The following is an 11,768-nucleotide window of genomic DNA, read 5'->3' as shown; positions in this document are numbered from 1 at the left end:
GTGAGGTCGTGCTGATTCCTCGCAAGATCAAGCACCGCAAACAGCACAGCCCGAAGCGGCGCGGCGTCGCGAAGGGTGGCACGTCGTTGGCGTTCGGTGAGTTCGGCATCCAGGCGGTTGAGGGTCACTACGTGACTAACCGCCAGATCGAAGCCGCACGTATCGCCATCACACGGCACGTCAAGCGAGGCGGAAAGGTGTGGATCAACATCTTCCCGGACCGTCCGCTGACGAAGAAGCCTGCGGAGACCCGGATGGGTTCGGGTAAGGGTTCGCCGGAGTGGTGGGTGGCCAACGTCAAGCCGGGGCGGATCATGTTCGAACTGTCCTACCCGAACGAGACGGTGGCACGTGAGGCCCTCACCCGCGCGATTCACAAGCTGCCGATGAAGGCCAAGATCGTGACACGCGAGACAGGTGATCTGTGATGGCGGTCGGATCGAAGAACCTCGACGCTGACTCGCTGCGCGACAAGAGCGACAGCGACCTGGTGGAAGAACTGAGCAAGGCCAAGGAGACGCTGTTCAACCTCCGTTTCCAGGCTGCCACCGGGCAGCTGGAGAGCCACGGTCGGCTCAAGGCGGTGCGGCGCGACATCGCGCGGATCTACACGGTCATGCGCGAACGAGAGCTCGGCATCACACCGGCGCCGCCGTCCGACAAAGCGGCGAAGGAAGATGCCGCATGAGCCCGACGAGCGAGGACACTTCGGTGACAGAGACGAGCGAGAAGACTGAGGAGGCCCGCGGGTACCGCAAGGTGCGCGAGGGCTACGTGGTCAGTGACAAGATGGACAAGACGGTCGTCGTGGCGGTCGAGAACCGCTTCAGGCATCCGCGGTACGCCAAGATCGTGCGGCGGACCAGCAAGCTCAAGGCTCACGATGAGAACAACGTTGCGGGGCAGGGCGATCGCGTACTTCTGATGGAGACGCGGCCGCAGTCGGCCACGAAGCGCTGGCGTGTCGTCGAGATCCTGGAGAAGGCGAAGTAACCTGCGGGGCTCCGCCCCTGCACTTCCCAACAGCGATTGCGTTGGGTCGGTGGGAAAAGTGGACAGTGTGCGGGAAGCGAGTTTCCCGCACAGCCCGAGAGAACTGAAGACAAAGCCCAGGGGGCCCGGCCCCCAGGTCCGTTCCGTCAGGCTCAGCCGTTGAGCGGAGCTCGACGCTGAGAACCGGCGCGACAAACAGGAGCCTAGAGAGATGATTCAGCAGGAGTCGCGACTACGAGTCGCCGACAACACGGGTGCCAAGGAACTCTTGTGCATCCGCGTGCTCGGTGGCTCTGGCCGGCGCTACGCCGGCATCGGCGACGTCATCGTAGCGACCGTGAAGGACGCTATACCCGGCGGTGGTGTGAAGAAGGGTGACGTCGTCAAGGCCGTGATCGTGCGGGCAGTGAAGGAGCGCCGTCGTCCGGACGGCTCCTACATCCGGTTCGATGAGAACGCGGCAGTGATTCTCAGGGACGGCGGTGACCCGCGCGGCACCCGCATCTTCGGTCCCGTCGGCCGTGAACTTCGGGAGAAGCGCTTCATGCGCATCATTTCTCTCGCCCCGGAGGTGCTCTAACTCATGCGTGTCAAAAAGGGCGACAAAGTGGTGGTGACCGCCGGCCGCGACAAGGGAATGGTCGGCAAGGTCATCCACGCCTACCCGCGCCAGCAGAAGGTGGTGATCGAGGGCGTGAACCAGATCACCAAGCACGAGAAGGTGCAGCGCGACCGGCGAGGCACCCTGGAGAGCGGCGGCCTGGTCCATCAGGAGGCCCCGGTCCACGTGTCCAACGTGCAGCTTGCGGTGGACGTCGAGGTAGATGGCGAGAAGAAGACGGTCGGCACCCGCGTGGGCTACCGCTTCGACGAGGACGGCAACAAGGTCCGGTACGCCAAGCGCACCGGTGAGGACATCTGATGAGCACATCCACAGTCACCATTCCCCGACTGAAGCAGCGCTACCGCGACGAGATCATCTCCGCTCTGCGGGATGATTTCAGCATCGGCAACATCATGCAGGTGCCTGGGGTGAGCAAAGTCGTCGTGAACATGGGTGTCGGCGAGGCCGCCCGGGACGCCAAGCTCATCGACGGCGCCGTACGTGACCTGGCGGCGATCACCGGGCAGAAGCCCGCGGTGACGAAGGCCCGCAAATCCATCGCACAGTTCAAGCTGCGCGAGGGGATGCCGATCGGCGCACACGTGACATTGCGTGGCGACCGCATGTGGGAGTTCCTGGACCGGCTGGTCACCATCGCGCTCCCTCGTATCCGTGACTTCCGTGGGCTGTCTCCGAAGCAGTTCGATGGCCGCGGCAACTACACGTTCGGTCTCAACGAGCAGTCGATGTTCCACGAGATCGACCAGGACAAGATCGACCGGGTGCGCGGCATGGACATCACGGTCGTGACGACAGCCACGAACGACGATGAAGGCCGGGCGCTTCTGCGGCACCTGGGCTTCCCGTTTAAGGAGCAGTGACGAGGTGGCGAAGAAAGCGCTGATCAACAAGGCACAGCGGAAGCCGAAGTTCGCCGTACGCGCGTACACGCGGTGCCAGAAGTGCGGACGGCCGCACTCGGTGTACCGCAAGTTCGGCCTGTGCCGGGTGTGCCTGCGGGAGATGGCGCACCGTGGCGAGCTCCCCGGTGTGACGAAGTCCAGCTGGTAAACGTGCAAACACAAGTCGCCGTAGGTCCTCAACGTTCGGAAACCACGGCGGGAAAGTGGCTCATACGACCATGACCATGACCGATCCAATCGCGGATATGCTGACCCGTCTGCGGAACGCCAACTCGGCGTACCACGACTCGGCGGCTATGCCCTACAGCAAGCTGAAGGCGCACATCGCCGAGATCCTCAAGCAAGAGGGTTACATCAGCGATTTCAGTGTCGAAGAGCCCGCCGAGGGCAACGTCGGCCGGACTCTGATCGTGTCCCTGAAATACGGCCCGTCCCGCGAGCGTTCCATCGCTGGCGTGCGTCGCGTGAGCAAGCCCGGTCTGCGGGTGTACGCGAAGGCCACCAACATGCCGAAGGTGCTCGGCGGACTGGGCGTGGCGATCATTTCGACCTCGCACGGCCTGCTCACCGACCGGTCCGCGACCAAGCAGGGTGTGGGCGGGGAAGTCCTCGCCTACGTCTGGTAACCGGAAGGGAGTCAAAGAGACATGTCGCGTATTGGCAAGCTCCCCATCTCGGTGCCGTCCGGAGTGGACGTCGCGCTTGACGGCCGTGAGGTGACGGTCAAGGGCCCGAAGGGAACGCTGCAGCACACATTGCCGGACATCATCGAACTGGAGCGGGTGGACGACGGTTCGCTCGAAGTACGCCGTCCGAACGACGAGGGCGAGAGTAAGGCTCTGCACGGTCTCACTCGTACGTTGGTGGCGAACATGGTCACCGGTGTGACCAACGGTTACGAGAAGAAGCTCGAGATCGTCGGTGTCGGTTACCGCGTCACGGCAAAGGGTTCGGACATCGAGCTGGCCGTCGGGTACAGCCATCCGATCCTGTTCCAGGCGCCGGACGGCATCACGTTCACCGTCGAGTCGCCGACCAAGTTCGCAGTGCAGGGCATCGACAAGCAGCGCGTCGGCCACGTCGCCGCCCGGATTCGGGGCATGCGGCCTCCGGAGCCTTACAAGGGCAAGGGCATTCGCTACGAGGGCGAACAGGTCCGGCGCAAGGTCGGAAAGGCTGGTAAGTAACCATGGGTATCGCGATCAACCGCCACGTCGGGCGTGGCCAGAAGGCGGCTGCGCGAGGCCGGCGGCACCTGCGGGTCCGCAAGAAGGTCAGCGGAACCCCGGCGCGGCCGCGCCTGGTGGTGACCCGATCGCTGCGCCACATGGTCGCGCAGGTGGTCGACGACACTGCTGGGCACACCGTCGCGTCGGCGTCGAGCATGGAGGCCGACCTGCGTGCCCTGGAGGCTGACAAGACCGCCAAGGCCCGCAAGGTGGGCGAACTGGTCGCCGAGCGGGCGAAGGCCGCTGGCGTAGAGTCCGTGGTCTTCGACCGGGGCGGCAACCAATACCACGGCCGAGTGGCCGCGGTAGCCGATGGCGCCCGCGAGTCGGGGCTGGAACTGTAGAGACGACGAGTCGATAGGAAGTAGGGAGATCATGGCTGGACCACAGGGTCGCGGTGGCGGCGCCGGTGGCGAGCGCCGCGAACGCCGCGACCGTCGCGACCGCGACAACCGTCGCGGTGACGGCGGGGCGGATAAGACCGCCTACATCGAGCGCGTCGTCGCCATCAACCGTGTCGCGAAGGTTGTGCAGGGTGGTAGGCGTTTCAGCTTCACCGCACTGGTAGTCGTCGGAGACGGTGACGGTACCGTCGGCGTCGGCTACGGCAAGGCGAAAGAGGTACCGGCGGCGATCGCCAAGGGTGTCGAGGAAGCCAAGAAGCAGTTCTTCAAGGTTCCGCGCATTCAGGGCACCATCCCGCACCCGATTAACGGGGAGAAGGCGGCCGGCATGGTATTGCTGCGCCCGGCCTCGCCCGGTACCGGTGTGATCGCGGGTGGACCCGTCCGAGCGGTCCTGGAGGCCGCCGGCATCAGCGACGTGCTGAGCAAGTCGCTGGGATCGTCGAACGCGATCAACATCGTGCATGCGACGGTGGCCGCGCTGCGCGGGCTGGAACGTCCGGAGCAGGTGGCCGCCCGTCGTGGGTTGCCGCTGGAAGACGTCGCTCCCGCCGCATTGCTGCGGGCGCGAGCGGAGGCCGGGGCATGAGCGAGCTGAGAATACGACAGGTCAAGAGCAAAATCGGCGGAACCTCCACGCAGCGTGACTCGTTGCGTTCTTTAGGACTCAAGCGCATCGGCGACGAGGTCGTCCGCGCGGATCGTCCGGAGGTCCGCGGCATGGTCGACAAGGTCGCGCACCTTGTGACCGTCGAGGAGGTGAACTGAGGCGATGAGTGGTGAGTCTCCGCTGAAGCCGCACCATCTGCGCCCCGCCCCTGGTGCCAAGAAGTCGAAGATCAGGGTGGGACGCGGCGAGGCCTCCAAAGGCAAGACCGCTGGCCGCGGCACCAAGGGAACCAAGGCGCGTAACCAGGTTCCGGCCAGGTTCGAAGGTGGCCAGATGCCGCTGCACATGCGTCTGCCCAAGCTGAAGGGGTTCAACAACCCGTTCAAGACCGAGTACCAGGTGGTGAACCTGGACAAGCTGTCCGAGCTCTACCCTGACGGTGGCACCGTGACCGTCGAGGGCCTGGTGGCGAACGGCGCGGTCCGCAAGGGGCGCCCGGTGAAGGTGCTCGGCACAGGTGAGGTATCGGTCAAGCTCGAAGTGGTCGTGAACGCGTTCTCGGCATCCGCCAAGGACAAGATCACCGCCGCTGGGGGAACAGCAACGGAACTGTAGGGGTGACGTACCCGGGGCCTGCCAGCCCCGGCGCCGCGTTGAGCGGGAGCCGGCTGGTGGCTGAGGCCCGGGTACGTTATCGTCCCGGAGGTGGGTGCTGTGCTCGGCACGCGTCCGCCGAGGGGAAAACCGAGACGATCGAGGACGGCGGGCGCGTCGACCTCCAGGAGGCAGTGAAGTGCTCAGAGTGTTCGCTCAGGCGTTCCGTACGCCTGACCTACGCCGGAAGTTGCTCTTCACACTGGGCATCATCGTCCTCTTCCGGTTGGGTTCGAGCGTCCCGTCGCCGAACATCGACGTCGAGGCCGTTCAGATCTGTGCCGATCCGGACAACACCGGTGAAGAGGGCTTCGGCCTGTACGGAATGCTAGATCTGTTCACCGGCGGCGCGCTGATGAACCTGGCGATTTTCGCGCTCGGCATCATTCCGTACATCACCTCGGCGATTATCTTCCAGTTGCTGACTGTGGTGATCCCCAAGCTGGAGGCCCTGAAGAAGGAGGGCCAGTCCGGCCAGGCGCAGATCACCCAGTACACCCGTTATCTCACCGTCGGCTTGGCGATCCTTCAGGCCACCACGATCGTGACGCTGGTGGAGAGCGGTCAGTTCTTCCCGAACTGCGCCGAGGACATCGTGGTGAACAACTCGGTGGCGTGGCTGGCGCTGATGATCCTCACCATGACGGCGGGTACCGCAGTGGTGATGTGGCTCGGCGAGTTGGTCACTGACCGTGGGGTCGGCAATGGCATGTCGTTGATGATCTTCACGCAGATCGTGGCCAGCGTCCCGGGGATGTTCTGGAACATCCAGGTCAACCGTGGCTGGGGAATCTTCGCCATCGTGCTGGCCGTGGCTCTCGTCGTCGTCGCTCTGATCGTCTTCGTCGAGATGTCGCAACGCCGGATCCCGGTGCAATACGCGAAACGGATGGTCGGCCGGCGGATGTACGGCGGATCATCGACGTATATCCCACTCAAGATCAACCAGGCCGGCGTCATCCCGGTGATCTTCGCCTCGTCGCTGCTCTATGTGCCGATGTTGGCGGCGCAGTTCAACGCGGAGGCGAGTTGGGCAGGCTGGGTCGAACGGCACTTCCAGCGCGGTGATCACCCGCTGTATCTCTTGTTCTACTTCCTTTTGATCGTCGGCTTCGCGTTCTTCTACGTGTCCATCACCTTCAACCCGAAGGACATATCGGACAACATGAAGAGGTACGGTGGCTTTGTGCCAGGAATCCGTGCCGGACGTCCGACAGAGGAGTACTTGGCGTACATCCTCAATCGCATCACCTCGGCCGGCGCGATCTACCTCGGCCTGGTGGCGCTGTTGCCGCTGATGGCGTTCAACATCATCAACCCGGGTATGGGTATGGCGTTCAGTAACACGTTCGGTGGAACGAGCATCCTGATCATGGTGGGTGTCGGTCTGCAGACCGTGCAGCAGATCGAAGGTCAGCTCCAGCAACGCAACTACGAGGGTTTCTTGAAGTGACACGTCTTCTGATCATGGGCCCTCCGGGCGCAGGTAAAGGTACGCAGGCGCAGCTGGTGGCCGACTATTTCGGCATCCCGGCGATATCCACTGGTGACATCTTCCGGGCCAACGCCTCCGAGCAGACGCCCTTGGGTATCGAAGCGCAGCGGTATATGGATGCCGGTGACTATGTACCTGACGAGGTCACCAACAACATGGTGCAGGATCGACTCTCACAGCCGGATGCCGGAAACGGGTTCTTGCTCGACGGGTATCCTCGCACCCTGGCCCAGGTGGAGTTCCTCGACTCGGTCCTGGCCGACCAGAACGCGTCGCTCGAGCATGTCATCGAGCTCGTGGTGGACGAGGAAGAGATCGTCGCGCGGCTGCTGAAACGCGCTGCGGAGGAAGGTCGTACCGACGACTCCGAAGAAGTGATCCGGAACCGGCTCCATGTCTACCAAGAACAGACCGCTCCGTTGACGGCGGTGTACGCCGAGCGCGGCCTGCTGCTGCGTGTCGATGGGTTGGGGCATGTCGAGGAGGTCGCGGCGCGCGTCGAGAACGCGATCACCGCGAATTCGTAGCGGTCGCATGATGGGCGCCGGACGGCAGAGGCTGGAGATCAAGACCGAACCCCAACTGGAGGGCATGCGTGCCGCCGGTCTGGTGGTCAGCGAGGTCCACGCGGTCATGCGAGACGCCGTGGTGCCCGGTGCTACTGGGCGTGACCTCGACGCCATCGCCCGCCGCGAATTGGCGGCGCGGGGAGCGACGTCGAACTTTCTTGGTTACCACGGCTTCCCTGCGACCATCTGCGTCTCCGTGAATGACGTGGTGGTTCACGGAATCCCGAACGACACCCCATTCCAGGAAGGCGACATCGTCTCGCTGGACTTCGGAGCCATCGTCGATGGTTGGCATGGTGACGCCGCGGTGACGATCCCAGTGGGTGAGGTCTCCGAAGACGTACGACGGCTGCTGACCGACTGTGAGGACTCGCTGTGGGCCGGGATCGCGGCAATGCGGCCGGGACAGCGTTTGCGGGAGATCGGTACCGCGGTCGAGAACCTGGTGCGGTTTCGGGACCCTGACTACGGGATCGTCGAAGAGTACGGCGGTCACGGCATCGGGACGGCGATGCACCAGGATCCTCACGTCATGAACTACCGGACCCGGCAACGCGGACCAAAGCTGCGGCCGGGCCTGTGCCTCGCCATCGAACCGATGATCACCATGGGCGACCCCGCCTGTTACACGCTCGACGACGAGTGGACGGTGAAGAGTGTCGACGGGTCGTGGTCGGCGCATTTCGAGCACAGCATCGCGGTGACGGACAAGGGGCCGCTCGTGCTTACCGCGCCGGATGGTGGAGCAGCGCGCCTGGCATCGTTGGGTGCGGCCACTGGTAGTGGGGATCGCTGACGGCCTCGTTGGTCTCGGCTTACTGAGACCTGTGGGGACAGCGACGGTGGGGGAGGAAGCTGTCCCGTCCTCGCCCGCGGCGAGGTCGTCGCGGGAAGCCTCCATGGTCTCGGCTTACTGAGACCTGTGGGGCCAGTTGGCCGGCGGGGGAGGAAGCTGTCCCGTCCTCGCCCGCGGCGAGGTCGTCGCTGCGCTCCTCCCACGCCGATGCCCGAGCCTTCCCTGGCCGGGACATCTTCCTCCCCCACCTTCTGTGGTCACCAAACGCTGAGGGCTCGAAGTCTGTGGGTCCTCATCGGCTCGTGCCCCTCGCGGTCGATGCCGGAGCTTCCTTGGACGGAGACTCTCTCCCCACCTTCTGGTGGCCGCCAGGTCCCTGAGGGGCGAATCGGGGGTTACCCCCATGGTGGCGGCCCGCCGACAGGCGGATACTTGAACCATGGCGAGCCGTTCAGACATGCGTGCCGGTGACTCGGACCGGGAGCGGGTTGCGGAGATACTCCGAGACGCTCACGGTGACGGTCGGCTGGCCCAAGACGAGTTGTTGCAGCGGATCGAGTCGGCCTACTCCGCCCGCACGTACCGCGATCTGGATCAGATCATCGAAGATCTGCCGATCGCCCGCGGTCGCCCTGCTGAGATCACCGGCCAGGTGATGCGAAGGCCGCGCTCGGCTGCTGCACCGGAGCGTAAGATCACCGCCCAGAGGGTCTCGCGGATGTTCCTCACCGTCAACTGGTGGGTCTACGGTGCGACAGTCGCGCTGTGCATGGTGATCTGGATGTTGGTGCTCGCGGCGACCGACAACGGCGTCCAGTACTTCTGGCCGCTCTGGGTGGCTGGGCCGTGGGGCGTACTGCTGGGCACCGGAGAGCTGGGGTATCGGTCCAAGTGGGGAGACCCGGGCCGCTCGTGATCCGAGCGCTGCCGGATGCGCTGGTGGGGAGGCCGAAATTCTTCGACCGATCTTCTTCACGGCGGCAGATCAACGCGACCAGCTCAAGCCAAGCCGCCCGCCGGCCGCGTGAGAGCGAGAAGAAATTCGACCTCCCCACCAGCCGCTGGCACTACAGGCTTTAGGTAACTCGGCATGGGGAGGGACCGCCAGAGGCCGAGTTTGGTCAGCCTGGCCATTGTGGCGTAGAATCTGGCGTTGGCCTACTGTGACTTGCTTGGTCCCGCCCTTGCGGCTGATTCCTGATGCGATTTGTCAGGGAAGGGGTATGACCAGGCCGCCGTTGGAATCGTCCAGCAGTGAGGGTCCAGTATGTCGCAGGCAGACGACCAAGACCAAAGAAGTGCGGAGGCTATGCCGAAAAAGGACGGCGTCATCGAGATCGAGGGCACCGTGGCTGAGGCTCTCCCGAACGCTATGTTCCGGGTCGAGCTCGATAACGGTCACAAGGTGCTCGCGCATATTTCCGGGAAGATGCGTCAGTACTACATCCGGATCCTCCCCGAGGACCGGGTTGTAGTGGAGCTTAGTCCGTACGACCTGACCCGTGGTCGGATCGTCTACCGATACAAGTAACCGCGCTGACGTGCTGGCGGGAACTGACAGCGGCAGAACCTGAGAACAGTACGCGTTGATGAGAGAGATCTGATGAAGGTCAAACCGAGCGTCAAGCCCATGTGCGACCACTGCAGAGTGATCCGCCGGCATCGCCGGGTCATGGTGATCTGCAGCAACCCTCGGCACAAACAGCGCCAGGGCTGATCGCGTCGCCACCATGTGGCGCCATCAGCGCCACCTGATGACAACTGAATAACCGCACAGCGTATCAGCAGCGCCTGGCTCCGAATGATCATGGAGATGGGCGCCTACCCCCGGTGCGAAGGCCGGGGCTCGGCACCGTACGACGTGACCGAGATGCGATGCGTCCAGACCTTCGCATGTTCTTGGCTCAGGGGTGTTTCTGCGCCCGGCCAAGAGAAGAGGAGAAGCACGACTCATGGCACGCCTTGTTGGTGTCGACCTCCCGCGCGAGAAGCGCCTGGAGGTCGCCCTGACCTACATCTTCGGCATCGGCCGTACCCGTGCGCTCGAGACGTTGAAGGAGACCGGCATCAGTCCGGACCTTCGAGTCAGAGACCTGGGTGACGACGAGCTGATCAAGCTCCGTGACTGGATCGAGAACAACTACCAGACCGAGGGTGACCTGCGCCGCGAAGTGCAGGGCGACATTCGCCGGAAGATCGAGATCGGTAGTTACCAGGGCATCCGGCACCGCCGCGGGCTTCCTGTCCGTGGTCAGCGCACGCACACCAATGCCCGTACTCGTAAGGGCAAGAAGAAGACCGTGGCCGGCAAGAAGAAGGCCGGCAAGTGACCTTCCCGCGGCGCTGACCGCAACAGACTTTTCGGACAGGAGAACCATCAATGCCACCAGCCAAAGGCCGCACCCCCACTAAGGTGCGTCGCAAGGAACGAAAGAACGTCGCGCACGGTGTTGCGCACATCAAGAGCACGTTCAACAACACGATTGTGTCGATCACTGACCCGCAGGGAAATGTGATCTCGTGGGCCAGCGCTGGCCAGGTCGGCTTCAAGGGCTCGCGTAAATCGACCCCGTACGCCGCCCAGATGGCCGCTGAGGCCGCAGCGCGGCGTGCACAGGAGCACGGCATGCGCAAGGTCGACGTCCTGGTCAAGGGTCCGGGCTCGGGCCGTGAGACCGCCATCCGGTCGCTGCAGGCCGTCGGCCTCGAGGTCGGTTCGATCTCGGATGTGACGCCGCAGGCGCACAACGGTTGCCGCCCGCCGAAGCGCCGCCGCGTCTGACAAGCCCGAGATCACGAGGAGTTGAAGTACCACAATGGCTCGATACACCGGCCCCATCACTAAGAAGTCGCGCCGCCTCGGCGTGGATCTGCTGGGCGAGGACAAGGCTTACGAGCGGCGTCCATACCCGCCGGGCCAGCATGGCCGAGCGCGGCAGAAGGAGAGCGAGTACCGCGTCCAGCTGCACGAGAAGCAGAAGGCGCGGTTCACGTACGGCGTTCTGGAGAAGCAGTTCCGCCGCTATTACGACCAGGCCAACAAGACGAAGGGTCGCACCGGCGAACGGCTGCTGCAGATCCTGGAAGCGCGCCTGGACAACGTGGTCTACCGGGCCGGCCTCGCCCGCACCCGGCGTCACGCGCGCCAGCTCGTCGTACACGGCCACTTCCTCGTCAACGGCAGGAAGGTCGACATCCCCTCGTACCAGGTGGGTGAGCACGACGTGATCGACGTGCGAGACAAGTCCAAGGAGATGACGCCGTTCATCATCGCTCGTGAGACACATGGCGAGCGCACGGTGCCGGCGTGGCTCGAAGTGGTCCCGAACGCCATGCGTGTCCTGGTCCACCAGCTCCCCACCCGGCAGCAGATCGACACGCCGGTGCAGGAGCAGCTCATCGTCGAGTTCTACTCGAAGAAGTAGAGCCTCGCCCGAGCATCGCTCGACCAACTGAATATCGGTGCTGGGGGCTGCGGCCCCCAGCCACCC

22 protein-coding genes are annotated in these 11,768 nt (G+C 64.1%); all 22 read left to right on the top strand.

All coding sequences use genetic code 11. The features are described from left to right. The first annotated feature begins 8 nt into the window (after window positions 1–8). The gene (gene rplP / locus ELR45_RS09220) at window positions 9–428 is read left to right on the top strand and encodes a 50S ribosomal protein L16 (RefSeq protein ID WP_129665343.1); all 420 of its coding nucleotides are present in this window, start codon (window positions 9–11) and stop codon (window positions 426–428) included. Next, window positions 428–688, top strand: a complete 261-nt coding sequence (gene rpmC, locus ELR45_RS09215) for a 50S ribosomal protein L29 (protein ID WP_129665341.1) — start codon at window positions 428–430, stop codon at window positions 686–688. The genes rplP and rpmC overlap by 1 nt, the downstream gene beginning before the upstream one ends. Continuing rightward, window positions 685–993, top strand: coding sequence for a 30S ribosomal protein S17 (rpsQ, locus tag ELR45_RS09210; protein WP_129665339.1), 309 nt, complete (start codon window positions 685–687; stop codon window positions 991–993). Before rpmC ends, rpsQ begins: the two co-directional genes overlap by 4 nt. A 211-nt stretch (window positions 994–1,204) precedes the next feature. Further along, window positions 1,205–1,573: a 50S ribosomal protein L14 gene (rplN, locus tag ELR45_RS09205; RefSeq protein WP_129665337.1), complete on the top strand. Its 369-nt coding sequence runs from the start codon at window positions 1,205–1,207 to the stop codon at window positions 1,571–1,573. 3 nt (window positions 1,574–1,576) lie between these two features. Further along, complete coding sequence (gene rplX, locus ELR45_RS09200) at window positions 1,577–1,915, top strand: 50S ribosomal protein L24 (protein WP_129665335.1); 339 nt, start codon at window positions 1,577–1,579, stop codon at window positions 1,913–1,915. Continuing rightward, entirely contained in the window at window positions 1,915–2,478 is a 564-nt protein-coding gene (gene rplE / locus ELR45_RS09195) for a 50S ribosomal protein L5 (RefSeq protein WP_129665333.1), read from the top strand. The genes rplX and rplE overlap by 1 nt, the downstream gene beginning before the upstream one ends. 4 nt (window positions 2,479–2,482) lie before the next feature. Continuing rightward, window positions 2,483–2,668 carry a type Z 30S ribosomal protein S14 gene (locus ELR45_RS09190; protein WP_129665331.1) on the top strand — a complete coding sequence of 62 codons (186 nt, stop codon included), beginning with the start codon at window positions 2,483–2,485 and terminating at the stop codon, window positions 2,666–2,668. A gap of 70 nt (window positions 2,669–2,738) precedes the next feature. After that, window positions 2,739–3,146: a 30S ribosomal protein S8 gene (gene rpsH, locus ELR45_RS09185; RefSeq protein ID WP_129665329.1), complete on the top strand. Its 408-nt coding sequence runs from the start codon at window positions 2,739–2,741 to the stop codon at window positions 3,144–3,146. 21 nt (window positions 3,147–3,167) lie between these two features. Then, a complete protein-coding gene (gene rplF, locus ELR45_RS09180) occupies window positions 3,168–3,707 on the top strand; it encodes a 50S ribosomal protein L6 (RefSeq protein WP_129665327.1) in 540 nt (179 codons plus the stop codon). Window positions 3,708–3,709: 2 nt separating this feature from the next. Next, a complete protein-coding gene (rplR, locus tag ELR45_RS09175; protein WP_129665325.1) occupies window positions 3,710–4,093 on the top strand; it encodes a 50S ribosomal protein L18 in 384 nt (127 codons plus the stop codon). Between the two features lie 31 nt (window positions 4,094–4,124). Further along, on the top strand, window positions 4,125–4,742 hold the full coding sequence (gene rpsE / locus ELR45_RS09170; protein WP_129665323.1) for a 30S ribosomal protein S5: 618 nt from the start codon (window positions 4,125–4,127) through the stop codon (window positions 4,740–4,742). Continuing rightward, on the top strand, window positions 4,739–4,921 hold the full coding sequence (rpmD, locus tag ELR45_RS09165; protein WP_129665321.1) for a 50S ribosomal protein L30: 183 nt from the start codon (window positions 4,739–4,741) through the stop codon (window positions 4,919–4,921). Before rpsE ends, rpmD begins: the two co-directional genes overlap by 4 nt. A gap of 4 nt (window positions 4,922–4,925) precedes the next feature. Beyond that, window positions 4,926–5,378 (top strand): 50S ribosomal protein L15, encoded by a 453-nt coding sequence (gene rplO / locus ELR45_RS09160; protein ID WP_129665319.1) that lies wholly within the window; start codon window positions 4,926–4,928, stop codon window positions 5,376–5,378. 178 nt (window positions 5,379–5,556) lie between these two features. Beyond that, window positions 5,557–6,870 carry a preprotein translocase subunit SecY gene (gene secY, locus ELR45_RS09155; RefSeq protein ID WP_129665317.1) on the top strand — a complete coding sequence of 438 codons (1,314 nt, stop codon included), beginning with the start codon at window positions 5,557–5,559 and terminating at the stop codon, window positions 6,868–6,870. After that, a complete protein-coding gene (locus ELR45_RS09150; RefSeq protein WP_129665315.1) occupies window positions 6,867–7,439 on the top strand; it encodes an adenylate kinase in 573 nt (190 codons plus the stop codon). The genes secY and ELR45_RS09150 overlap by 4 nt, the downstream gene beginning before the upstream one ends. Before the next feature lie 10 nt (window positions 7,440–7,449). Continuing rightward, the gene (gene map, locus ELR45_RS09145; protein ID WP_129665313.1) at window positions 7,450–8,277 is read left to right on the top strand and encodes a type I methionyl aminopeptidase; all 828 of its coding nucleotides are present in this window, start codon (window positions 7,450–7,452) and stop codon (window positions 8,275–8,277) included. 439 nt (window positions 8,278–8,716) lie between these two features. After that, window positions 8,717–9,193 carry a DUF1707 SHOCT-like domain-containing protein gene (locus tag ELR45_RS09140; protein WP_129665311.1) on the top strand — a complete coding sequence of 159 codons (477 nt, stop codon included), beginning with the start codon at window positions 8,717–8,719 and terminating at the stop codon, window positions 9,191–9,193. 393 nt (window positions 9,194–9,586) lie between these two features. Then, complete coding sequence (gene infA / locus ELR45_RS09135) at window positions 9,587–9,808, top strand: translation initiation factor IF-1 (RefSeq protein ID WP_129665309.1); 222 nt, start codon at window positions 9,587–9,589, stop codon at window positions 9,806–9,808. A 72-nt stretch (window positions 9,809–9,880) separates the two neighbouring features. After that, window positions 9,881–9,994: a 50S ribosomal protein L36 gene (gene rpmJ, locus ELR45_RS09130; RefSeq protein ID WP_129665307.1), complete on the top strand. Its 114-nt coding sequence runs from the start codon at window positions 9,881–9,883 to the stop codon at window positions 9,992–9,994. A 235-nt stretch (window positions 9,995–10,229) separates the two neighbouring features. Beyond that, window positions 10,230–10,607, top strand: coding sequence for a 30S ribosomal protein S13 (rpsM, locus tag ELR45_RS09125; RefSeq protein ID WP_129665305.1), 378 nt, complete (start codon window positions 10,230–10,232; stop codon window positions 10,605–10,607). A 50-nt stretch (window positions 10,608–10,657) separates the two neighbouring features. After that, window positions 10,658–11,059 carry a 30S ribosomal protein S11 gene (gene rpsK / locus ELR45_RS09120; protein WP_129665303.1) on the top strand — a complete coding sequence of 134 codons (402 nt, stop codon included), beginning with the start codon at window positions 10,658–10,660 and terminating at the stop codon, window positions 11,057–11,059. 34 nt (window positions 11,060–11,093) lie between these two features. Further along, window positions 11,094–11,702 (top strand): 30S ribosomal protein S4, encoded by a 609-nt coding sequence (gene rpsD, locus ELR45_RS09115; RefSeq protein ID WP_129665301.1) that lies wholly within the window; start codon window positions 11,094–11,096, stop codon window positions 11,700–11,702. Window positions 11,703–11,768 lie beyond the last annotated feature (66 nt).

The sequence above is a fragment of the Phytoactinopolyspora endophytica genome (assembly GCF_004138495.1).
GTDB lineage: Bacteria > Actinomycetota > Actinomycetes > Jiangellales > Jiangellaceae > Phytoactinopolyspora > Phytoactinopolyspora endophytica.
Note: the sequence above shows the minus strand (reverse complement) of the source record. Positions and strands in the feature narration are given on the sequence as shown.

Bases quoted from the DNA above. Each gene is read 5' to 3' on its own strand.
- rpmC (WP_129665341.1), top strand. From the start codon at position 428: ATGGCGGTCGGATCGAAGAACCTCGACGCTGACTCGCTGCGCGACAAG.
- rplX (WP_129665335.1), top strand. From the start codon at position 1,577: ATGCGTGTCAAAAAGGGCGACAAAGTGGTGGTGACCGCCGGCCGCGAC.
- rpmJ (WP_129665307.1), top strand. From the start codon at position 9,881: ATGAAGGTCAAACCGAGCGTCAAGCCCATGTGCGACCACTGCAGAGTG.
- rpsH (WP_129665329.1), top strand. From the start codon at position 2,739: ATGACCATGACCGATCCAATCGCGGATATGCTGACCCGTCTGCGGAAC.
- rplN (WP_129665337.1), top strand. From the start codon at position 1,205: ATGATTCAGCAGGAGTCGCGACTACGAGTCGCCGACAACACGGGTGCC.
- ELR45_RS09140 (WP_129665311.1), top strand. From the start codon at position 8,717: ATGGCGAGCCGTTCAGACATGCGTGCCGGTGACTCGGACCGGGAGCGG.
- rplF (WP_129665327.1), top strand. From the start codon at position 3,168: ATGTCGCGTATTGGCAAGCTCCCCATCTCGGTGCCGTCCGGAGTGGAC.
- rpsE (WP_129665323.1), top strand. From the start codon at position 4,125: ATGGCTGGACCACAGGGTCGCGGTGGCGGCGCCGGTGGCGAGCGCCGC.
- rpsK (WP_129665303.1), top strand. From the start codon at position 10,658: ATGCCACCAGCCAAAGGCCGCACCCCCACTAAGGTGCGTCGCAAGGAA.
- rpsD (WP_129665301.1), top strand. From the start codon at position 11,094: ATGGCTCGATACACCGGCCCCATCACTAAGAAGTCGCGCCGCCTCGGC.
- rpsQ (WP_129665339.1), top strand. From the start codon at position 685: ATGAGCCCGACGAGCGAGGACACTTCGGTGACAGAGACGAGCGAGAAG.
- map (WP_129665313.1), top strand. From the start codon at position 7,450: ATGGGCGCCGGACGGCAGAGGCTGGAGATCAAGACCGAACCCCAACTG.
- rpmD (WP_129665321.1), top strand. From the start codon at position 4,739: ATGAGCGAGCTGAGAATACGACAGGTCAAGAGCAAAATCGGCGGAACC.
- infA (WP_129665309.1), top strand. From the start codon at position 9,587: ATGCCGAAAAAGGACGGCGTCATCGAGATCGAGGGCACCGTGGCTGAG.
- rplR (WP_129665325.1), top strand. From the start codon at position 3,710: ATGGGTATCGCGATCAACCGCCACGTCGGGCGTGGCCAGAAGGCGGCT.
- rplE (WP_129665333.1), top strand. From the start codon at position 1,915: ATGAGCACATCCACAGTCACCATTCCCCGACTGAAGCAGCGCTACCGC.
- rplO (WP_129665319.1), top strand. From the start codon at position 4,926: ATGAGTGGTGAGTCTCCGCTGAAGCCGCACCATCTGCGCCCCGCCCCT.
- rpsM (WP_129665305.1), top strand. From the start codon at position 10,230: ATGGCACGCCTTGTTGGTGTCGACCTCCCGCGCGAGAAGCGCCTGGAG.